The sequence below is a fragment of the Actinomadura pelletieri DSM 43383 genome, assembly GCF_003634705.1.
Taxonomy (GTDB): domain Bacteria; phylum Actinomycetota; class Actinomycetes; order Streptosporangiales; family Streptosporangiaceae; genus Spirillospora; species Spirillospora pelletieri.
Genome location: NZ_RBWU01000003.1, coordinates 303,859 through 323,511 on the forward strand (window position 1 = coordinate 303,859; position 19,653 = coordinate 323,511).

21 protein-coding genes are annotated in these 19,653 nt (G+C 72.5%); 8 read left to right on the forward strand and 13 right to left on the reverse strand.

The genetic code is table 11. The annotated features are described in order from the left end of the window. Positions 1–10: 10 nt before the first annotated feature. The gene (locus BZB76_RS14570; RefSeq protein ID WP_121434909.1) at positions 11–1,186 is read left to right on the forward strand and encodes a winged helix DNA-binding domain-containing protein; all 1,176 of its coding nucleotides are present in this window, start codon (positions 11–13) and stop codon (positions 1,184–1,186) included. Between the two features lie 26 nt (positions 1,187–1,212). Here the strand turns inward: BZB76_RS14570 and BZB76_RS14575 are convergent, their stop codons facing one another. Then, positions 1,213–1,812, reverse strand: coding sequence for a hypothetical protein (locus BZB76_RS14575; protein WP_147449435.1), 600 nt, complete (start codon positions 1,810–1,812; stop codon positions 1,213–1,215). Positions 1,813–1,983: 171 nt separating this feature from the next. Here BZB76_RS14575 and BZB76_RS14580 point away from each other — a divergent pair, with 171 nt between their 5' ends. After that, positions 1,984–3,696, forward strand: coding sequence for a CocE/NonD family hydrolase (locus tag BZB76_RS14580; RefSeq protein WP_121434911.1), 1,713 nt, complete (start codon positions 1,984–1,986; stop codon positions 3,694–3,696). 4 nt (positions 3,697–3,700) lie between these two features. Here the strand turns inward: BZB76_RS14580 and hisF are convergent, their stop codons facing one another. From hisF to hisD, 7 genes are read right to left on the reverse strand one after another with little or no spacing between them, the layout of a single operon-like run. Continuing rightward, positions 3,701–4,462, reverse strand: a complete 762-nt coding sequence (gene hisF, locus BZB76_RS14585) for an imidazole glycerol phosphate synthase subunit HisF (protein WP_121434912.1) — start codon at positions 4,460–4,462, stop codon at positions 3,701–3,703. After that, a complete protein-coding gene (gene priA / locus BZB76_RS14590; protein WP_121434913.1) occupies positions 4,459–5,178 on the reverse strand; it encodes a bifunctional 1-(5-phosphoribosyl)-5-((5-phosphoribosylamino)methylideneamino)imidazole-4-carboxamide isomerase/phosphoribosylanthranilate isomerase PriA in 720 nt (239 codons plus the stop codon). The genes hisF and priA overlap by 4 nt, the downstream gene beginning before the upstream one ends. Before the next feature lie 37 nt (positions 5,179–5,215). Continuing rightward, entirely contained in the window at positions 5,216–5,854 is a 639-nt protein-coding gene (gene hisH, locus BZB76_RS14595) for an imidazole glycerol phosphate synthase subunit HisH (protein WP_121434914.1), read from the reverse strand. Next, on the reverse strand, positions 5,845–6,015 hold the full coding sequence (locus BZB76_RS34780; RefSeq protein WP_170180637.1) for a hypothetical protein: 171 nt from the start codon (positions 6,013–6,015) through the stop codon (positions 5,845–5,847). The genes hisH and BZB76_RS34780 overlap by 10 nt, the downstream gene beginning before the upstream one ends. Positions 6,016–6,017: 2 nt before the next feature. Then, the gene (hisB, locus tag BZB76_RS14600; protein ID WP_117399144.1) at positions 6,018–6,611 is read right to left on the reverse strand and encodes an imidazoleglycerol-phosphate dehydratase HisB; all 594 of its coding nucleotides are present in this window, start codon (positions 6,609–6,611) and stop codon (positions 6,018–6,020) included. After that, positions 6,608–7,720, reverse strand: a complete 1,113-nt coding sequence (locus BZB76_RS14605) for a histidinol-phosphate transaminase (protein WP_121434915.1) — start codon at positions 7,718–7,720, stop codon at positions 6,608–6,610. Before BZB76_RS14605 ends, hisB begins: the two co-directional genes overlap by 4 nt. Then, positions 7,717–9,024 (reverse strand): histidinol dehydrogenase, encoded by a 1,308-nt coding sequence (gene hisD, locus BZB76_RS14610; protein WP_121434916.1) that lies wholly within the window; start codon positions 9,022–9,024, stop codon positions 7,717–7,719. The genes BZB76_RS14605 and hisD overlap by 4 nt, the downstream gene beginning before the upstream one ends. Before the next feature lie 192 nt (positions 9,025–9,216). On the opposite strand from hisD, the gene BZB76_RS14615 reads away from it, so the two are divergent. After that, on the forward strand, positions 9,217–9,879 hold the full coding sequence (locus BZB76_RS14615) for an LON peptidase substrate-binding domain-containing protein (protein WP_121434917.1): 663 nt from the start codon (positions 9,217–9,219) through the stop codon (positions 9,877–9,879). Between the two features lie 22 nt (positions 9,880–9,901). Further along, positions 9,902–10,390 carry a Cys-tRNA(Pro) deacylase gene (gene ybaK, locus BZB76_RS14620; protein ID WP_121434918.1) on the forward strand — a complete coding sequence of 163 codons (489 nt, stop codon included), beginning with the start codon at positions 9,902–9,904 and terminating at the stop codon, positions 10,388–10,390. Here the strand turns inward: ybaK and BZB76_RS14625 are convergent. After that, on the reverse strand, positions 10,274–10,891 hold the full coding sequence (locus tag BZB76_RS14625; protein ID WP_211343016.1) for a hypothetical protein: 618 nt from the start codon (positions 10,889–10,891) through the stop codon (positions 10,274–10,276). The genes ybaK and BZB76_RS14625 overlap by 117 nt on opposite strands. A gap of 97 nt (positions 10,892–10,988) precedes the next feature. Here BZB76_RS14625 and BZB76_RS14630 point away from each other — a divergent pair, with 97 nt between their 5' ends. After that, entirely contained in the window at positions 10,989–11,693 is a 705-nt protein-coding gene (locus tag BZB76_RS14630) for a DUF6882 domain-containing protein (protein ID WP_121434919.1), read from the forward strand. Positions 11,694–11,754: 61 nt separating this feature from the next. Here BZB76_RS14630 and dnaE read toward each other — a convergent pair whose 3' ends face one another. Continuing rightward, entirely contained in the window at positions 11,755–15,285 is a 3,531-nt protein-coding gene (dnaE, locus tag BZB76_RS14635; RefSeq protein ID WP_121434920.1) for a DNA polymerase III subunit alpha, read from the reverse strand. Between the two features lie 127 nt (positions 15,286–15,412). Further along, entirely contained in the window at positions 15,413–16,279 is an 867-nt protein-coding gene (locus BZB76_RS14640) for an AraC family transcriptional regulator (RefSeq protein WP_121434921.1), read from the reverse strand. 277 nt (positions 16,280–16,556) lie between these two features. Here BZB76_RS14640 and BZB76_RS14645 point away from each other — a divergent pair, with 277 nt between their 5' ends. From BZB76_RS14645 to BZB76_RS14655, 3 genes are all read left to right on the forward strand, one after another. Next, the gene (locus BZB76_RS14645) at positions 16,557–16,934 is read left to right on the forward strand and encodes a chorismate mutase (protein ID WP_121434922.1); all 378 of its coding nucleotides are present in this window, start codon (positions 16,557–16,559) and stop codon (positions 16,932–16,934) included. Between the two features lie 63 nt (positions 16,935–16,997). Beyond that, positions 16,998–17,705 (forward strand): AzlC family ABC transporter permease, encoded by a 708-nt coding sequence (locus BZB76_RS14650; RefSeq protein WP_121434923.1) that lies wholly within the window; start codon positions 16,998–17,000, stop codon positions 17,703–17,705. Further along, positions 17,702–18,013, forward strand: coding sequence for an AzlD domain-containing protein (locus BZB76_RS14655; RefSeq protein ID WP_121434924.1), 312 nt, complete (start codon positions 17,702–17,704; stop codon positions 18,011–18,013). The genes BZB76_RS14650 and BZB76_RS14655 overlap by 4 nt, the downstream gene beginning before the upstream one ends. Before the next feature lie 64 nt (positions 18,014–18,077). Here BZB76_RS14655 and BZB76_RS14660 read toward each other — a convergent pair whose 3' ends face one another. Then, positions 18,078–19,010, reverse strand: a complete 933-nt coding sequence (locus tag BZB76_RS14660; protein WP_121434925.1) for an RluA family pseudouridine synthase — start codon at positions 19,008–19,010, stop codon at positions 18,078–18,080. Then, entirely contained in the window at positions 19,010–19,615 is a 606-nt protein-coding gene (locus tag BZB76_RS14665; protein WP_211343017.1) for a signal peptidase II, read from the reverse strand. The genes BZB76_RS14660 and BZB76_RS14665 overlap by 1 nt, the downstream gene beginning before the upstream one ends. Between the last annotated feature and the right edge of the window lie 38 nt (positions 19,616–19,653).

The following is a 19,653-nucleotide window of genomic DNA, read 5'->3' on the forward strand; positions in this document are numbered from 1 at the left end:
ACTTTCGCTCATGCGTTCGATGAGCGGCGCCGAGCGGCGCGCCAGGCTCGGTGTCCGCCACCGACTTTCCCCCCAGACCAGGACGGACGATGTCGTCGACATCGCGCGGTCCATGGTGGTGCTGCACGCCACCGACCCCGCGACCGTGTTCCTGTCGGTCGCCGCCCGCAGCGTCGACGCCGCCCCGGAGGCGGTGGAGCGGGCCCTGTACGACGACCGGACGCTCCTGCGGATGCTCGCGATGCGCCGGACGATGTTCGTCGCGCCCGTCGAGCTGCTCCCGGTGCTGCAGGCGTCCACGGCCGACGCGCTGGCCGTCAAGCAGCGCGCCACCTACGGCCGGGTCATCGAGCGGGGCAGCGACATCGCCGACGCGTCCGCCTTGTTCGCGGAGGCCGAGAAGGCCACGCACGCGGCGCTGCTGGCCCGCGGGGAGGCGACGGGCGCCCAGCTCGCCGCGGACGTGCCGCTGCTGCGGACCCGGGTCGACCCGGCGCCCGGCAAGTCGTACTCCAAGCCCACCAACATCACCACCTGGGTGCTCGTCACGCTCGGCTGCGAGGGCCTCATCGTCCGCGGCCGTCCGAACGGGTCGTGGACCAGCAGCCGGTACCGATGGTCTCCGGTCGAGGCGTGGCTGCCCGGCGGGATCGAGCGGATGCCCCCGGCCGAGGCCCGCGCCGACCTCGTCCGCCGGTGGCTGCGCGCGTTCGGGCCCGCCCCGGTCGCCGACCTGAAGTGGTGGACGGGCTGGAACGCCGGTGACGTCACCAAGGCCCTCGTGCTCCTCGACGTGACCGAGGTCGACCTCGACGGCGCCACCGGCGTCGCGCTGTCCGACGACCTGGACCCGGTGCCCGCGCCGGAGCCGTGGGCGGCGCTGCTGCCCGCCCTGGACCCGACGCCGATGGGCTGGCGGGACCGCGGCTGGTTCCTCGGCGAGCACGGGCCGCTCCTGTTCGACCGGAACGGCAACATCGGCCCGTCCGTCTGGTGGGACGGCCGCATCGTCGGCGGCTGGGGCCAGCGCGCGGACGGGGAGATCGCCGTCCGCGTCCTGGAGGACGTCGGCGCGGACGCCGAGGCCGCGATCGAGCGGGAGGCCGCGCGCATGACCGCCTGGTACGGCGACGTCCGCGCCATCCCCCGCTTCCGTACTCCGCTGGAACGCGAACTCACGTCCTGAGCCCGCCCACCGGGCGGGCCGCCCGGTCAGTGGTCGTACGCGACGGTGACGGCGGCGACCTTGCGTTTGGCGGCGCCGCGCCGCACGACGGTGACCACGAACACGAGGGTCGCGGCAGCGCCGAGCCCCAGCGCCGCGACGACGGCGAAGCCCAGATAGCCGTGGGCGGTGTCGTCCGGCGCCACCAGGATGGGCCCGTCGCTGCCGCGGCAGGTGAGCACTGCCTTCCCTGACGCGGGCGCCTCGAACGAGGCGGTGTACCGGTAGGACGGACGCTGGGCGGCGCTCCACGAGTTCTTCCGGGTCAGCGGGACGGGCCCGGAACGGTCCCCGACCCTGACCGAGCAGGAGAACGGTGACGAGCCGCCCGTGCGGACGTAGAGGAAGTACCCGTAACCCCGCGTGATCCTGATCGGCACCCCCGCCACGGGGTCACCGGAGGCCGACGGCCCGCCCGCGACCTCCGAGTCGTCCCACAGGACCGCGAGTATGCCGAAGAACCCGACGGCGGCCACGAGGACCAGGACCACCGGGAGGACGTACCATCCCGCCGACGGCGTGATCACGGGGTGCGCTGCCGCCCACAGCGGCCCCGGCCGGCCGGGGCCCGGGGGCTGTGGTCCCATCGGCGGGTTCGTCCCGGGCCACATGTGTTCCCCTTCACGGAGCCGGCTCTGCCGAAGGCAAGAATCCCAGAGAACCTCGCACCCCGCCAGACACCCCTCACCGGCGTCGCCCGCAGGCCATGCGAGCGGTTACCTTACTAGGTAGTAGCAAAACGGGTGGACGGAGGTCGCATGGCTCCCTGGGACCGGCTTCCCACGCCGCCGATCCGGCTCGGCCTTCCCCGGGGTCTCCCGCGGGGCCTCCCCCGGGGCCTGGGCCGCTACACCGTCGAGCGGGACCTGCCGGTGACCATGCCGGACGGGGTGACGCTGCTCGCCGACCGGTACGTCCCGAACGGGGTCGCGCGGCCTCCCACGATCCTCGTGCGAACCCCCTACGGGCGGCGCGGTCCGGCGGCGCTGGCGAACGGGCTGCTGTTCGTCCCCTGCGGCTTCCAACTGGTCGTGCAGAGCACGCGCGGGACGTCCGGTTCCGGCGGCGACTTCGACCCCCTCGGGCATGAACGCGACGACGGGCTCGCCACCGTCGCCTGGCTGAAGCGGCAACCCTGGTTCCACGGCTCCTTCGCCACGTTCGGCCCGAGCTACCTCGGATACACGGCGTGGGCGGTCGCGGCGGAGGCGGGCCCCGAGCTGAAGGCGATGTCGCTGCAGATCACCGCGTCCTCGTTCCGGGACGCCGCGTACGTGGGCGGCTCGTTCGCGCTGGAGTCCACCCTCACCTGGACCGAGCTGACGCACCGGCAGCGGCGGCCCCTCGGCATGGTCACCGCGCCGCTGACGTCGCGGCGCCGCGCCGTGCGCGCCGCCAGGTCCGGGCGTCCCCTCGCCGAGCTGGACGTGCTGGCGGGCGGCGAGCCCATGCGCTTCTACCAGGACCTCCTCGCCAACCACACCGCCGAGCACGGGTACTGGGACGACCGCGACTTCAGCGGAACGGTCGGGGACGTCACCGCGCCCGTCACGCTTCTCGGCGGCTGGTACGACGTGTTCCTGCCCTGGCAGCTCAGGGACTACCTCGCGCTGCGCGCCGCCGGGCAGGTTCCGTACCTCACCATCGGGCCCTGGTGGCACACCGATCCCCGGCACGGCCTGGTGACGATCCGCGAGTCGCTCGCCTGGTTCCGCGCGCACCTGCTGGGCGACCCGTCGGGGCTGCGGCGCGACCCCGTCCGCCTGTACGTCACGGGCGCGCGGGAGTGGCGGCACTACCGCGACTGGCCCCCGCCCGGGTCACGGCAGATCCGGTGGCACCTGCACGCCGGTGGCGGGCTCGGCGAGGACGGGCCGCAGGAACGGCCGCCGAGCCCCTACCGGTTCGATCCGGCCGACCCGACGCCCGCGCTCGGCGGCCCGACCCTGCTCGGCAGCTCCCGTCCGGTCGACAACCGGCCGCTGGAGCGCCGCCCCGACGTGCTGGTGTTCACCTCCCCCGCCCTCACCACCGACCTGGACGTCATCGGCCCGGTCGGGGCCGACCTGTTCGTCCGCTCGAGCCGGGAGCACACCGACTTCGTCGTGCGGCTCTGCGACGTCGCCCCGGACGGGACGTCCCGCAACGTCTGCGAGGGCGGTCTGCGGCTGCCCGCGGCGGCGGAGAAGCCCGTCGGGACCGGCGGCGTCCGCCGCGTCGCCGTCGACCTGTGGCCCACCGCGCACCGGTTTCCGCGCGGGCACCGCGTCCGCGTCCATGTGACCAGCGGCGCGCATCCCAAGGTCGCGGTGAATCCCGGGACGGGCGAGCCGCTCGCCACCGCGGCCCGGATGGTCCCGGCGGACCAGGAGGTCTTCCACGACCCCGACCATCCGTCCGCGATCATTCTTTCGATCATGGAACGGTCCGCGGAGGTGACCGTCCCGGCCGCGGGCGACGAGGACGCCTGACCCGTCAGCGGACGGGGTCGCCCGCGGCGCGCAGCGCGTCCTTCACCTCGGCGATCGTCAGCTCCCCGAAGTGGAAGACGCTGGCGGCGAGGACCGCGTCGGCGCCCGCGGCCACGGCGGGCGCGAAGTGCTCGACCGCCCCGGCGCCGCCGCTGGCGATCACCGGCACGGTCACCGCGTCCCTGACCCGGCGCAGCATCTCCAGGTCGAAGCCCGCCTTGGTGCCGTCGGCGTCCATGGAGTTCAGCAGGATCTCACCGACGCCGAGATCCTGGCCGCGGCGGGCCCACTCGACCGCGTCGATGCCGGTGCCGCGGCGGCCGCCGTGCGTGGTGACCTCGAAGCCCGAATCGGTCCCGTCCGCGCGGCGCGCGTCCACCGACAGGACGACGCACTGCGACCCGAACCGGTGCGCGGCCTCCCGCAGGAACTCCGGGCGCGCGATCGCGGCGGTGTTGACCGACACCTTGTCGGCGCCCGCCCGCAGCAGCCGGTCGATGTCGTCGACGGTGCGGACACCGCCGCCGACCGTGAGCGGGATGAACACCTGCTCGGCGGTGCGGCGGACGACGTCGTACGTGGTGGACCGGTCGGCGCTGGACGCGGTGATGTCCAGGAACGTCAGCTCGTCGGCGCCCTCGGCGTCGTAGCGGCGGGCCAGCTCGACGGGGTCGCCGGCGTCCCGCAGGTTCTGGAAGTTGACGCCCTTGACCACGCGCCCGGCGTCCACGTCCAGGCACGGGATCACCCGCACGGCAACGGTCACCGCACGGCCTCCAGCGCCTCTTCCAGCGTGAACGCCTGCGCGTAGAGCGCCTTGCCGACGATCGCGCCCTCGACGCCGTCGGGGACGAGCCCGGCGAGGGTTCGCAGGTCGTCCAGGGACGACACGCCGCCCGACGCGATGACGGGCTTGTCGGTCCGGGAGCAGACCTCCCGCAGCAGGTCGGTGTTGGGGCCGCGCAGCGTCCCGTCCTTGGTGACGTCGGTGACCACGTAGCGGGGGCAGCCGTCGTCCTCCAACCGGTCGAGGACCTCCCACAGGTCGCCGCCCTCCCGCGTCCAGCCGCGGGCGGCGAGCGTGGTGCCGCGCACGTCGAGGCCCACCGCGATCCGGTCACCGTACGAGGCGATGATCTTGCGGCACCAGTCGGGGTCCTCCAGCGCGGCGGTGCCGATGTTGACGCGGGCGCAGCCGGTGGCGAGCGCCGCCTCCAGCGAGGCGTCGTCGCGGATCCCGCCGGACAGCTCCACCTTCACGTCCAGCCGCCCGGTCACCTCGGCGAGCAGCTCGCGGTTGGAGCCGCGCCCGAACGCGGCGTCCAGGTCGACCAGATGGATCCACTCCGCCCCGGCCCGCTGCCAGGCCAGCGCCGCCTCCAGCGGCTCGCCGTAGGAGGTCTCGGTGCCCGCCTCGCCCTGGACCAGGCGGACCGCCTGGCCTCCTGCGACGTCGACGGCGGGAAGGAGCGTCAAGGACATGCGAAAACCCTATTCGAGGCAGTAGTGACGGAAATGCTCAGCCGAGCGTGGTCAGCCAGTTGCGCAGGACGGCCGTGCCCGCGTCCCCGGACTTCTCCGGATGGAACTGGGTGGCGCACAGCGGGCCGTTCTCCACGGCGGCGACGAATCGGTCGCCGTGCTCGGCCCAGGTGACCAGTGGCGCGGCGATCACCTCGGACCGGTCCGGCTCCAGTTCCCAACCGCGCGCCGCGTAGGAGTGGACGAAGTAGAACCGCTCGTCCTGCACGCCGCGGAACAGGACCGAGCCGTCGGGGACGTCCACGGTGTTCCAGCCCATGTGCGGGACGACCGGGGCGTTCAGGCGGTCGACCGTGCCCGGCCACTCCCCGCAGCCCTCCGTGGTGACACCGTGCTCGATGCCCTTGGAGAACAGGATCTGCATGCCGACGCAGATGCCGAGGACCGGTCGTCCACCGGCGAGCCGGCGGCCGATGATCTGGTCGCCGCGGACCGCGCGCAGCCCCGCCATGCACGCCGCGAACGCGCCGACACCGGGGACGACCAGGCCGTCCGCGGCGAGCGCGGCGTCCCAGTCGGCGGTGACGGTCACGTCCGCGCCCGCGCGGGCGACGGCGCGTTCGGCCGAGCGCAGGTTCCCGGACCCGTAGTCCAGGACGACGACGTTCACAGCCACATCACGCCCCCGGTGAACACGAGCGCGGCGAGGACGAGCACGATCAGCGCGGCGATCTTGAGGCCCTGCTTGACGAAGCTGTACACGCCCGCCAGCAGGAACACCGCCACCGCGAAGACCGCGACATTGCCGTAGGTGAAGTGCAGGCCGCCGATGTCCACGGCTACAGGGCCCCCTTGGTGGACGGGATGCCGTGCACCTTCGGGTCGAACGCCACCGCGTCGCGCAGCGCGCGGGCCAGGGCCTTGAACTGGGCCTCGACGATGTGGTGCGCGTTGCGCCCGTACGGAACGTGGACGTGCAGCGCGACCCGGGCGTTCGACACGAACGACTCGAACACGTGCCGGGTCATCGTGGTGTCGTACTCGGGGCCGATCATCGGGGCCATGCCGGCGGGCTCGGTGTGCACCAGGTAGGGGCGCCCGGACACGTCCACGGTGACCTGCGCGAGCGCCTCGTCCAGCGGGACCGACGCGTCGGCGAAGCGGCGGATGCCGACCTTGTCGCCGAGCGCCTCCCGGAACGCCTGGCCGAGCGCGATCGCGGTGTCCTCGATCGTGTGGTGGCTGTCGATGTGCAGGTCGCCGGTGGTCTTGACGGTCAGGTCGAACGACCCGTGCTTGCCGAGCTGGGCCAGCATGTGGTCGAAGAACCCCACGCCGGTCGCGACGTCGACCCGTCCGGTCCCGTCCAGGTCGATCTCGACGAGGACCTGGGTCTCCCCCGTCCCCCGCTCGACTCGTCCCTTGCGCGTCACAGACTCTCCTTCGGTGCTTCTGTCAGGGCCGTTCTCAGGGCCGTGCGGAACGCGGCCATCTCCTCCGGGGTGCCGACGCTGACCCGCAGCCACGCGGGCGGCCCGACCTCGCGGATCAGGACCCCGCGGTCGAGAAGGGCCTCCCAGACCTTCCGGCGGTCGTCGAACGTTCCGAACAGGACGAAGTTGGCGTCGGAGTCGGCGACCCGCAGGCCCTCGGCGCGCAGCCACGTGACCAGGTCGTCGCGTTCCCGGCGCAGCGCCTCGACGCCGCCGAGCAGCTCGTCGCCGTGCGCGAGGGCCGTGCGCGCCACCGCCTGGGTGACGGCCGACAGGTGGTACGGCAGCCGGACGAGCAGCAGCGCGTCGACGACGGCGGGGTCGGCGGCCAGGTATCCGAGCCGGGTTCCCGCCATCGCGAACGCCTTGGACATCGTCCGGGTGACGATCAGCCTGGGGTGCCCGTCGAGCAACGTCAGCGCGGACGGCGTTTCCGCGCGGCGGAACTCCGCGTACGCCTCGTCGACGACGACCATGCCCGGCGCGACCCGCAGCACCGCCTCGATCGCCTCCAGCGGAAGCGCGGTGCCGGTCGGGTTGTTCGGCGAGGTGAGGAACACGATGTCGGGACGGTGCTCCTCGACGGCGGCGACGGCGCGGTCCGGGTCGAGGCCGAAGTCCTCGTCGCGGTGGGCGTCGATCCACCGGGTCCCCGAGACCCCGGTGATGATCGGGTGCATCGAGTAGGACGGTTCGAAGCCGAGCGCGGTGCGGCCCGCCCCGCCGAAGGCCAGCAGGATCTGCTGGAGGATCTCGTTGGAGCCGTTCGCGGCCCACACCCGCGCGGCGGTGAGGTTCGCGCCCGGGGTGTCGCCGTTGAGGAACGCGGCGAGGTCCTCGCGGAGCGCGACGGCGTTCCGGTCGGGGTAGCGGTTCAGGGTTCCGGCGACGTCCATGACGGCCTCGCCGAGGGCCTTCACGAGCCGCTCGGACGGCGGGTACGGGTTCTCGTTGGTGTTCAGCGCGTACGGGACGTCCAGCTGCGGCGCGCCGTAGGGTTCACGACCGCGCAGGTCGTCCCGCAGCGGCAGATCGTCGAGCGAGGTCACGACGGGATCTCCCAGTCGAAGCGCGCCTTCAGGGCGGCGCCGTGGGCGGGCAGGTCCTCGGCCTCGGCGAGCGCGACCACGCGGGCGGTCGCCTCGGCGAGCGCGTCCCGGTCGTACTCGACGACGTGCACGCCGCGCAGGAACGACTGGACCGACAGGCCCGAGGAGTGGCAGGCGCACCCACCGGTCGGCAGGACGTGGTTCGACCCGGCCAGATAGTCGCCGAGCGACACCGGCGCGTGCCGTCCCACGAAGATCGCCCCGGCGTTGCGGACCCGGGCGGCGACGGCGGCGGCGTCGGCGGTCTGGATCTCCAGGTGCTCGGCGGCGTAGGCGTCCACGACCTTCAGCCCGGCCTCGACGTCGTCGACGAGCACGATGCCGGACTGGCGGCCGGCGAGCGCCTCGGTGATCCGCTCGTGGTGCCTGGTCCGGGCGACCTGCGCCTTCAGTTCGGTCTCCACCTCGTCGGCCAGACGCACCGAGTCGGTGACGAGGACGGCCGCGGCGAGCGTGTCGTGCTCGGCCTGGCTGATCAGGTCGGCGGCGACGTCCACCGGGCTCGCCGTCGCGTCCGCGAGCACCGCGATCTCGGTCGGCCCCGCCTCGGCGTCGATGCCGATCACGCCCTTCAGCAGCCGTTTCGCGGCGGCGACGTACACGTTGCCGGGCCCGGTCACCAGGTCGGCGCGGGGGCATTCCTCGGTGCCGTGGGCGAACATCGCGATCGCCTGCGCGCCGCCGGCCGCGTACACCTCGTCCACGCCGAGCAGCGCGCACGCCGCCAGGATCGTCGGGTGCGGCAGCCCGCCGTGCTCGCGCTGCGGAGGCGAGGTGACGGCGAGCGACCCGACGCCCGCCTCCTGCGCCGGGACGACGTTCATCACCACGCTCGACGGGTACACGGCCCGCCCGCCCGGCACGTACAGGCCGACGCGCCCGACCGGGATCCACCGTTCGGTGACGGTTCCTCCGGGCACGACCTGCGTGGTGACGTCGGTGCGGCGCTGCGCGCGGTGCACGGCGCGGGCGCGGCGGACGCACTCCTCCAGCGCGTCCCGGACGGCCGGGTCGAGGCCCGCCAGGGCCCGGTCGAGTTCGGCGGCCGGAACACGGACGGTCTCCGACTCGACCCCGTCGAAGGCCTTGGTGTGCTCCCGCACGGCGACCGAGCCGCGATGGCGCACGTCCTCGCAGATGGGCCGCACCTTCTCAAGGGCGGCCTCGACGTCGAGTTCGGCGCGGGGCAGCACGGAGCGCAGGTCGCCGGGCAGCGAGCCGCGCAGGTCAATACGGGAAATCACCCGTCCAGTCTACGGAGTCCCGAGGGACGGTCGGCGAAGGCGTCCACGACGAGCATCCTCATGCGCCGACGCCACCGTGCGGTGACTTCCGCTTCACACTGTGAAAAATCACCCCTTACCAAGATCATCGGAGAGGACGTAGGCTGTCGCGGAAGGGCGCTTCCCGGCGGCGCCCACGACGTGGGAGAGACAGTGACGGAGCGGCTCGCCCTGTTTCCGCTGGGCACCGTGCTGTTCCCCGGCCTGATGCTGCCGCTGCACCTGTTCGAGGACCGCTATCTCAGCATGATCGGCGACCTGCTGGAACGCCCCGAGCCGCGCGGCTTCGGCGTCGTCGGCATCGAACTCGGCCACGAGGTCGGCGAGGGCTCCGCGCACCGCCTCGCCGAGATCGGCTGCGTCGCCGAGCTGCGGGACGCCCGGCGCCATCCGGACGGCCGGTACGACGTCGTGACGGTCGGCGCCCGCCGCTTCCGGCTGAAGGAGCTGGACCGCTCACGGCCCTACCTGCAGGGCGAGGTGGAGTACCTCCCCGAGGAGCCGGGCCCCGACCCGGAACCCGCGGCGCTGCGCGTGCGGCGCCTGTTCCGGCTGTACCGGCGGCGGCTGGCCACCGCGGGCGCCGGTTCGTTCGAGAAGGGCGATCCGCCGGACGACCCGGTCGCGCTGTCCTATGTGATCGCCGCGTCGCTCGTGCTGGACGGGCACGAGAAACAGCGGCTGCTGGAGTGCGAGGACGCGGCGCTGCGGCTGGAGTGCGAGGGCGACCTGCTGGCCAGGGAGAACCGCATCCTGGACGTGCTGCCCATGATCCCCGCGGGGCAGTTCCTGGACGGGTCGTTCCACCCCAACTGACCGGGCACGGCAGACTGCTCCCATGAGCGGCACCCGGAAGGGCGGCACCCCGGCGACCAACGCCGCCGCCAAGGCGAAGATCGAGTTCACCCTGCACGCCTACGAGCCCGACCCGGACGCCGAGTCGTACGGGAAGGCCGCCGCCGACGCGCTCGGAGTCTCCCACGACCGGCTGTTCAAGACGCTGCTCGCCGAGGTCGACGGGCGGCTCACCGTCGGTGTCGTCCCGGTGTCGTCCAGCCTGGACCTGAAGGCCCTCGCGGCGGCGACGGGCGGCAAGCGGGCGCGGATGGCCGAGCCGCGCGACGCCGAACGCGCCACCGGGTACGTCGTCGGCGGGATCAGCCCGCTCGGGCAGCGCAGGCGGCTGCCGACCGTGATCGACGCGTCGGTGTCAGACCTCGCGACCGTCTACGTCTCGGCCGGCAGGCGCGGACTCCAGATCGAACTCGTCCCCGCCGACCTCGTCCGCCTCACCGGCGCGCGGCTCGCCTCGATCGGCCGAGGGTAGCCGCCGGACGACCAGCTCCAGCAGCCCGTACACGGCGACCGCGGCCAGCGCCCAGAAGACGAGGACGCCCCGGGCGCGCAGGTCGGCGACCCCGGCCACCCGGGTGCCGTCGCGGGCCGTCCGGGCCGCGTCCTGGAACTCCCCGAGCCCGATCATGTGGCCGGTCCGCCAGGCGAGGACCGCGGCGGCCCCACCGCCCACGGCCAGCCCCAGCAGCAGCGCCATGTCGTTGCCGCGACCGCCCGCCAGGTAGGCGGCCACCCCGGACAGCAGCCCGGCGACCAGGGCGAGGACGGCGAACCGCGCGTCGATGCCGATGGGCCCCTGGCCTTCCGGATCGGCAAGCAAAGGCTCACCTTGGACTATGACGTACATGACCTCGGGGATGGACTTGGCCCACAGCACTCCCACCAGCGGGCCCGTCAGCGCGATGATGACGGCCGTCACCGTCCCAACGATCAAGAACCTCGCCGCCGAGAGCCTGCCGGTGGGTTCCCGCACCTCGTACGCTCCTCGTTGGAAGTCCTCTGACAGCGAAAGCCTAGCCTGTCCGAATACGCCCCACGAGCGCCTCGACCCCTGGGATAATGTGCCCGACATGTCCGGATTCAGCCCCGCGTTCGAACGCCTCGGCGCCGCGCTGGCGGCCGTCGTCCTGCAGCAGCAGGAGACGCTCGCCGAGTTCCTGCCGCGCGAGGACTGGAGCGCCGACCTGACCGCCCGCACCTACTCCAGCGGCGGCGTCACGGTCCGGGTCTCGCTGCTCGGCAGCTACGCCGCGCGCGAGCGCACCTGGCTGTGGGGCTGGGCCAACCCGCAGTTCGGCGCCGCGCATCCCGCGGCCGCCGCCACCCTCGCCGTCCGGGCGGTCGGCGAACGCCTCGGCGTCACCGAGTTCACCACCCCCGAGGTCGACCTGTCCTGGTACGACGGCCCCGCCGGGCACGGCGGCGAACTGATCGCGATGGCGGCGGGCGGCGTCCTCGGCGGCGGCGGGTACATCGGCGCCGGATACGACGGCGGCTCCGCCTACCTGCATGTGGACGACCCGCAGGCCCCGGTCGCCCGCTGGGATCCCGTACCCGTCCCCCGCCTCCTGGCGAACGCGACGAGCCTGTTCCCGCACGAGCCGCGCCTGACCCTCGCCGGGTTCCTGTCCCACCACCGCGTCCCGTATCGGCAGACCGACCTGCTGACCGAGGCGTTCCCGCCCGGCGGCGGCACCGCCCGCGCCCGCTTCGACGGCCTCGGCCGCTTCGTCGGCTGGCAGTCCGAGCTGACCCCCGCCGCCCTGGGCTCCTGATCGCCCCCGGCCCGGCCGGGCTCCTGGCGCCCTGCCGCGCCCTACCGGTTCGGCGTCCCGGTCAGCCCAGGCAGGAGGGGCCGAGAAGCTGTTTCAGGTCGCCCATCAGGGCGGGTGAGGGTGCCACGCGGAGCCGGTCGTCCAGACGGACGACGGTCGTGCGGGGCCCGTTCTGGACGTGCAGGTGCACCTCGGCGGAGCCTGGGTGGGTGATCAGGACCTCCTTGAGCCGGGACACCGTCGGCGGGGTGCACCGGCCGAGCGGCATCGTGACCGCGAACGGCCCGGTCGCGTCGGTGATGGTCAGGTCGGGCTGGGTGACCTCCATCGCGATGATCTTCGCGACGTCCTCGCGGCGGTCCAGACGGCCCTTGACGACGAGGATCGCGTCCTCGGCGAGGAGCGTGGAGCACAGCTGGTAGGACGACGGGAAGCACATCACCTCGATGGAGCCGCCGAGGTCCTCCAGCTGGAACATGGCCCACGAGTTGCCCTGCTTGGTCACCTTCCGCTGCAGGCCCGACAGGAGCCCGGCGAGCACCACGACCTGGCCGTCGGGGCGCTCCCCCTCGTTCAGGGCCGCGATGGTGGAGTCGGCCTCGCGTTCCAGGATGTGCTCCACGCCGAGGAGCGGATGGTCGGAGACGTACAGGCCGAGCATCTCGCGTTCGAAGGCGAGCAGGGTGGTCTTGTCCCACTCCTCGCCCTCGGGGATGGCGACGGCGAACGCGTCGTCGGCGCCGTCGTCCTCCAGCGCGCCGAAGAGGGAGTCCTGGCCGACGGCCTCCTTGCGCTTGATGTCGATGACCGAGTCGATGGCCTGCTCGTGCACCATCAGCAGCGCCTTGCGTTGGTGGCCGAGCTCGTCGAACGCGCCCGCCTTGATGAGCGACTCCACGACCCGCTTGTTGCACACGATCGGCGGGACCTTGTTGAGGAAGTCGTTGAAGTCGGTGTAGGCGCCCTTCTCCCTGCGGGCGGCGACGATGCCGTCCACGACGTTGGCGCCGACGTTGCGGACCGCCGACAGCCCGAACCGGATCTCGGTGTCGCCCAGCGGGGTGAAGTCGGCCTCGGAGGTGTTGACGTCCGGCGGCAGGACCTTCAGGCCCATCCGGCGGCACTCCGACAGGTAGAGGGCGCTCTTGTCCTTGTCGTCGCCGACGGACGTGAGCAGCCCCGCCATGTACTCGGCGGGGTAGTTCGCCTTCAGGTAGGCCGTCCAGTAGGACACCAGGCCGTACGCGGCGGAGTGCGCCTTGTTGAAGGCGTAGTCGGAGAACGGGACGAGGATGTCCCACAGGGTCTTGACGGCCTCCTTGGAGAAGCCGTTGTCGAGCATCCCCTGTTCGAAGCCGACGAACTGGGCGTCCAGCTCGGCCTTCTTCTTCTTGCCCATGACGCGGCGGAGCAGATCCGCTTTGCCGAGCGTGTAGCCCGCCACCTTCTGCGCGATCGCCATCACCTGCTCCTGATAGACGATCAGGCCGTAGGTGGTGTCGAGGATCTCCTTGAGCGGCTCCTCCAGCTCAGGATGGATCGGGGTGATCTCCTGCTGGCCGTTCTTGCGCAGCGCGTAGTTGGTGTGGGAGTTGGCGCCCATCGGGCCGGGCCGATACAGGGCGCCGACGGCGGAGATGTCCTCGAAGTTGTCGGGCTTCATCAGCCGCAGCAGCGAGCGCATCGGGCCGCCGTCGAACTGGAACACGCCGAGGGTGTCGCCGCGGGCGAGCAGGTCGTAGGTGGGCTGGTCGTCCAGCGGAAGGGCGAGCAGGTCGACCTCGACGCCCTTGTTCTTCTTGATGCCGCGCAGCGCGTCGTCGATGATCGTCAGGTTCCGCAGGCCCAGGAAGTCCATCTTCAGCAGGCCGAGCGACTCGCAGGTCGGATAGTCGAACTGCGTGATGATCGCGCCGTCGGCGTCCCGGCGCATGATCGGGATATGGTCGGTGATCGTCTCACCGGACATGATCACCCCGGCGGCGTGCACGCCGGTCTGGCGGATCAGGCCCTCCAGACCCTGCGCCAGGTCCATGATCTGCTTGACGTCGGTCTCTTCCTCGTACAGCTTGCGCAGCTCGCCCGCCTCGCCGTGGCGGGGGTGCTTGTCGTCGAAGATGCCCGACAGCGGGATGTCCTTGCCCATGACGGCGGGCGGGAACGCCTTGGAGATGCGGTCGCCGAGCGCGTACGGGAAGCCGAGGACGCGGCCCGCGTCCTTGATGGCGGCCTTCGCCTTGATGGTGCCGAACGTGGCGATGAAGGAGACCTTGTCGGCGCCCCACTTCTCCGTCGTGTACTTGATGACCTCGGCGCGCCGATCTTCAGGGAAGTCGATGTCGATGTCGGGCATCGACGCGCGCTCGGGGTTCAGGAACCGCTCGAAGATCAGCCCGTGTGGGATCGGGTCGAGGTCGGTGATGCCCATCGCGTAGGCGATCAGCGATCCGGCGGCGCTGCCGCGGCCGGGGCCGACGAGGATGCCGTTCTCCTTGGCCCACATGATGAAGTCGGCGACGACGAGGAAGTAGGACGGGTACCCCTTGCCGAGGATGACGCCCATCTCGTACTCGGCCTGCTCCTTGTACCCGTCGGGCAGGCCGTCCGGGAAGCGGCGCTCCAGCCCCTTCCAGACCTCCTTGCGGAACCAGGACTCCTCCGTCTCGCCCTCGGGGACGGGGAAGCGGGGGCTGAGGTCCCGGTACTCGAACATCCCCTCGGGCTCGACCCGCTCGGCGATGAGGAGGGTGTTGCGGCAGCCCTCGGCCCAGATGTCGGACGAGTCGATGGCGCGCATCTCCTCGGCCGTCTTCAGGTAGTAGCCGGAGCCGTCGAACCTGAACCGGTCGGGGTCGGCGAGCTGCTTGCCGACCTGCACGCACAGGAGCGCGTCGTGCGCGGTGGCCTCCGACTCGTGCGTGTAGTGGGAGTCGTTGGTGACGACGGGCGGGATGTTCAGCTTCTTGCTGATCTCGATCAGGCCGTCACGGACCCGGCGTTCGATCTCCAACCCGTGGTCCATCAGCTCCAGGAAGTAGTTCTCCTTGCCGAGGATGTCCTGGAACGTCGCGGCGGCCTTGAGCGCCTCGTCGAACTGGCCGAGCCGCAGCCGGGTCTGCACCTTCCCGGACGGGCAGCCGGTCGTCGCCATGATCCCGTCGGCGTGCTCGGCGAGGAGTTCCTCGTCCATCCGGGCGTACTTGAAGACGAAGCCCTCGGTGTAGGCGCGGCTGGACAGCTTGAACAGGTTGTGCAGGCCCGCCTTGTTCCGCGCCCACAGCGTCATGTGGTTGATGAGGCCGCCGCCGGAGACGTCGTCGCGCTTCTGGCTCGGCTCGCCCCACTGGACCTTCTTCTTGTGGAACCGGGACTCGGGCGCCATGTACGCCTCGATCCCGATGATCGGGGTGACCCCGGCCGCCGTCGCCTGCTTGTGGAAGTCGTAGGCGCCGTGCATGTTGCCGTGGTCGGTCATGGCGATGGCGGGCATCTTCTGCCGCCCGACCTCGTCGAACATCTGCTTCAACCGGGCGGCTCCATCGAGCATGGAGTACTCGGTATGCACGTGCAGATGAACGAAAGAGTCGGCCATGCCCGCTGCGCCTCCTACTTGTCGCATGCGACCGCCCACGTACCTGGGCGGCACGTGATCGCGATCATCGGTCCCGGGGGAAGATCGTCGTCTCGGCGGGGGCCGGGACGACGCGGTGAATGAGAGCCTAACTCGCTTCTCGTGTCCCACGCGCCCCGACGCGCCCAATCGTCCGGGCACTACGGTAGGCACCCGGCGGCACACCGAGGGTGCGCTTGAAATGCCGGGTCAGGTGGGCCTGGTCGGCGAAACCGGTGCGGGCCGCGACCTCGGCGGGCCGCAGACCGGTGTCCAGCAGAACGCGCGCCTCCCGTACGCGCACCTGGTTCAGGTAGGCGTGCGGCGGCAGGCCGACGCTGTCGCGGAACGCCCGCAACAGCGGGAACGGGCGGGTGCCGACGGCCTCCGCCAACTGCTCCAGCGACGGCGGGTCGAGGAGGTTCGCGTGCAGGATGTCACGGGCCTCGCGGACGGCGCGCGGCATGCCGATGGGGCCGCCCCTCACCCGGAGCCCGTGGGCGTGCCGGGTGAGCAGCCGCGCCAGGGTCGTCCGCAGCAGAGTGGACGCCGCCAGCGCGTCGCCCTTCTCCCCGGCCCGGTGGACGGCCCGCAGCAGACCGGCGACGGCCGGGTCGTCGAGGACGGGGGCCGGGAACACGGGCGTGCCGGTCCGCGCGATCCGGTCGGCGGCCAGGTCGGCGGCCACGTCCGCGACGACGTCGACCGGCGGGTAGATCACCTGGTACGCCCAGCCCTCCGGCGCGCCCGCGTGCCCGCCGTGGACGACGCCGGGATTGACCACGACGACCGATCCGGGCCCGGCGCGCTGCACGCCGCCGGGGTGTTCGAACTCCTCCACGCCCGCGTCGATGACGCCGAACACGTACCCGTCATGGGTGTGGCGGGCGAACCGGTGGGTGACGTAACGCGCCCGCAGCAGGTCGACCTCCGGTAGCGCCGGATGCCGGAAATAGTGCGCGACCTCGTCCCCCATGACGGGACATCCTATCGGGAATGTCTCAATCGGCGAGATGATCCGTCCACGGTTTGACGGGCACCCGGCGTCCCGACATACGATCGGGTCCGTGGAACGTCGCTATTTCAGGTTTACGCGGCCGGCTCCGGATGAGCCCGCCGACGCCGCGACCTGAAGCGACGACCCGGAGCCGGCCAGGCAGAGCCCTTCTCGGGTTCTGCCTTTTCTGTTGATCGGAGCGGCCCCGGGCACGGACTCCCCTGCGCGGCCGGCCGCCGCACGAGAGGGAACCGCCATGCACGACCAGGTCATCGACTCCGCCGAGCCCACCGCGTCCTGTCCGGCCTGCGGCCGGTCCGGCGAAACCGGTGAGCTGCGCGTCCCGCTGCCGTCCGCCGAGTCCATCACCACGCTCGGCGAGGCCCGGACCGCGATCGACGGTCTCGACGCCGCGCTCGCCGCCCTGCTGGAGCGCCGTGCCGCGGTCGCGGCCGTCGTCCAGCGGCTCAAGCCGGTCGGCGGTTTCGCCGGACGCGATCCCGCCCGCGAACGGCAGATCGTCGAGGCGATGGCCGTGCACGCCCCGTCCCTCGGCCCCGAGCGGCTCGCCCGGATCATGACCGCGGTCATCGAGGCCGGTCTCGACGCCGCCGACGCCCGCCGACCGCACTGACCGAGCGACCCGGTGCAAGAACGTTCAAGATCGCGGGACGGCCGCGGCCCTACCGTCGGGAGCATGAGCGTCATCGAGACCGAGGAGGTCGACACGCCGGACGGCGGCGCGCGCAGGGCCGCCGTGCGGGACGGGGTGGGCGTCGGGATCGCCGTGGGCGTGTCCGGGCCCGCGTTCGGCGCGGCGGCGGTCACCGCGGGCCTGACCGTCGCGCAGGCGTGCGTGCTGAGCCTGCTGGCGTTCACCGGCGCGTCCCAGTTCGCGCTGGCGGGGGTGGTCGGAGGCGGCGGCGGGCTGGTCGCCGGGTCGCTCGGCGCGGTGCTGCTCGGCGGCCGCAACGCCCTGTACGGGATGCGGCTGGCGGACACGCTGGGCGTCCGCGGCTGGCGGCGGCTCCTCACCGCGCACGTCGTCATCGACGAGACGACCGCCGTGGCGACCGCGCAGCGCGGGCGCGCGGCGGCCCGCGCCGGGTTCTACGCCACGGCGGTGAGCCTCTACCTGGCCTGGAACGCCACCACGCTGCTCGGCGCCGCGGGCGCGGCCCGGCTCGGCGACCCCGATGTCGTCGGGCTGGACGTGCTCGGCCCCGCCGCGTTCCTCGGGCTGGTGTGGCCGCGGCTCACCTCCGGGGCGAGCCAGGTGCGGGTCGCGGCGGCGGCGGCCGTGATCGCGATCGCGGCGACCCCGCTGCTGCCGCCCGGTGTGCCGGTCATGCTGGCCGCCGTCGCGGCACTGCCCGCCCTGATCGGCCGGACGGAGAGGTCATGAGCACCTGGATCGCGGTGATCGCCACCGGGCTCGGCTGTTACGCGCTGAAGCTCGGCGGGCTGGTCACCCCGCGGCGTGTCCTGGACGATCCCCGGGTGCGGCGGTTCACCGAACTCGTCCCGGTGGCGCTGCTGACCGCGCTGATCGCCGTCCAGGCGTTCGCGGACGGCAGGAGCCTGGAGTTCGACGCGGCGCGCCTGGCCGGCCTCGGCACGGCCGCCGTCGCGCTCGCGCTGCGCGCCCCGTTCCTGGTGGTGTTGGGCGTCGCGGCGGGCGTCGCCGCCGGGCTGCGCCTGCTCGGCCTCTGACCCGACCTCCGACCCGACCTCCGACCGGACCACTGACGCGGTCTCTGACCGCCCGCGGTCGCCGTCAGGACTCCGACTGGACGATCTCCAGCGCGCGGGCGAGGTCGTCCGGGTACGGGCTCTCGAACTGCACCCACTCGCCGCTGCCCGGGTGCTCGAAGCCGAGCCGCATGGCGTGCAGCCACTGCCGCCGCAGACCGAGCCGCGCCGACAGGGTCGGGTCGGCGCCGTAGGCCAGGTCACCGACGCACGGATGCTTGATCGCGGACATGTGCACCCTGATCTGGTGGGTGCGGCCCGTCTCCAGGTCGATGTCGAGGAGCGTCGCCGCCCGGAACGCCTCGACGGTGTCGTAGTGCGTCACCGAGGGCCTGCCGCCCGCCACGACCGCGAACCGTCCGTCGCCGGCCGGATGCCGGTCGATGGGCGCGTCGACCGTCCCCCGGAACGGGTCGGGATGCCCCTGGACGAGCGCCTGGTAGCGCTTGTCGACACGGCGTTCCTTGAACGCCCGCTTCAGCCCCGAGTAGGCGACCTCGCTCTTCGCCACCACCATCGCGCCGGTGGTGTTGGCGTCCAGCCGGTGCACGATGCCCTGCCGCTCCGCCGCGCCGCCGGTCGCGATCGTGTGCCCGGCGCCGAGCAGCCCGCCGAGGACCGTCGGGCCCGTCCAGCCGGTCGTGGGATGGGCCGCGACGCCGACCGGTTTGTTCACCACGACGATGTCGGCGTCCTCGTACAGCACGCCCATTCCGGGGACCGGTTCGGCGACCGGCGCGGGGGGCGCGGGCGGCGGGGGAAGCGTCACCTCCAGCCAGGCGCCCGCGTGCAGCCGCTCCGACTTGGTGACGACCTCCGCGCCGTCCAGCAGGACGTCGCCGGCGGCGATGATGTCGGCGGCGATGCCGCGGGACAGTCCGAACAGCCGCGCCAGGGCCGCGTCGACGCGCTCCCCCTCCAGCCCGTCCGGGACGGGCAGGCTCCGCACGTCACCCATCACGACTTCTCCTCGGGCTCGGGCTCCGGTGCGGGCTTGGCCGCGGGCTCGGCCCCGGGCTCGGATTCGGCTTCGGCCTTGGCGTCCGGTTCCCCGGCGTCGTCGTCCTTGTCGTCGAGGCGCGTACCGTCGATCTGGAGGCCGCGCGCCGCCAGCAGGACGGCGAGGACACCGCCGCAGACGATCGCCGAGTCGGCCAGGTTGAACACCGGGAACTGCGGCACCTGGATCCAGTCGACGACATGGCCCTTCAGGGGCGCGGGCTCCCGCGTCAGCCGGTCGGTGAGGTTGCCGCACGCGCCGCCGAGCAGCAGGCCCAGACAGATCGCCCACGGCAGGCTGCGCAGGTTGCGGGCGGTGCGCAGGATCGCCAGCACCACACCGAGCGCGATCAGCGTGAAGATGACCGTGTAGCCGGTGCCGATGGAGAAGGCGGCGCCGCTGTTACGGGTCTCGCGCAGCGTCAGCAGCCCGCCGAGCAGCCGGATCGGCTCCTCGCCCTGGAGCGTCGCCACGACGACGGACTTGGACACGATGTCGGCGGTCAGCGCGGTCAGCGCCACGGCGACCAGCACGCCGACGCGGCGCGGCCGAGGAGATCCCATGGATTCCTCGGCCCCGCCCTCTGGGTTCGTTGAGTCGC

Coding starts and splice junctions, on each gene's coding strand:
- BZB76_RS14570 (WP_121434909.1), top strand. CDS start 11: ATGCGTTCGATGAGCGGCGCCGAGCGGCGCGCCAGGCTCGGTGTCCGC.
- BZB76_RS14575 (WP_147449435.1), bottom strand. CDS start 1,812: ATGGGACCACAGCCCCCGGGCCCCGGCCGGCCGGGGCCGCTGTGGGCG.
- BZB76_RS14580 (WP_121434911.1), top strand. CDS start 1,984: ATGGCTCCCTGGGACCGGCTTCCCACGCCGCCGATCCGGCTCGGCCTT.
- priA (WP_121434913.1), bottom strand. CDS start 5,178: ATGTCCTTGACGCTCCTTCCCGCCGTCGACGTCGCAGGAGGCCAGGCG.
- ybaK (WP_121434918.1), top strand. CDS start 9,902: ATGAGCGGCACCCGGAAGGGCGGCACCCCGGCGACCAACGCCGCCGCC.
- BZB76_RS14630 (WP_121434919.1), top strand. CDS start 10,989: ATGTCCGGATTCAGCCCCGCGTTCGAACGCCTCGGCGCCGCGCTGGCG.
- dnaE (WP_121434920.1), bottom strand. CDS start 15,285: ATGGCCGACTCTTTCGTTCATCTGCACGTGCATACCGAGTACTCCATG.
- BZB76_RS14640 (WP_121434921.1), bottom strand. CDS start 16,279: ATGGGGGACGAGGTCGCGCACTATTTCCGGCATCCGGCGCTACCGGAG.
- BZB76_RS14645 (WP_121434922.1), top strand. CDS start 16,557: ATGCACGACCAGGTCATCGACTCCGCCGAGCCCACCGCGTCCTGTCCG.
- BZB76_RS14650 (WP_121434923.1), top strand. CDS start 16,998: ATGAGCGTCATCGAGACCGAGGAGGTCGACACGCCGGACGGCGGCGCG.
- BZB76_RS14655 (WP_121434924.1), top strand. CDS start 17,702: ATGAGCACCTGGATCGCGGTGATCGCCACCGGGCTCGGCTGTTACGCG.
- BZB76_RS14660 (WP_121434925.1), bottom strand. CDS start 19,010: ATGGGTGACGTGCGGAGCCTGCCCGTCCCGGACGGGCTGGAGGGGGAG.
- BZB76_RS14665 (WP_211343017.1), bottom strand. CDS start 19,615: ATGGGATCTCCTCGGCCGCGCCGCGTCGGCGTGCTGGTCGCCGTGGCG.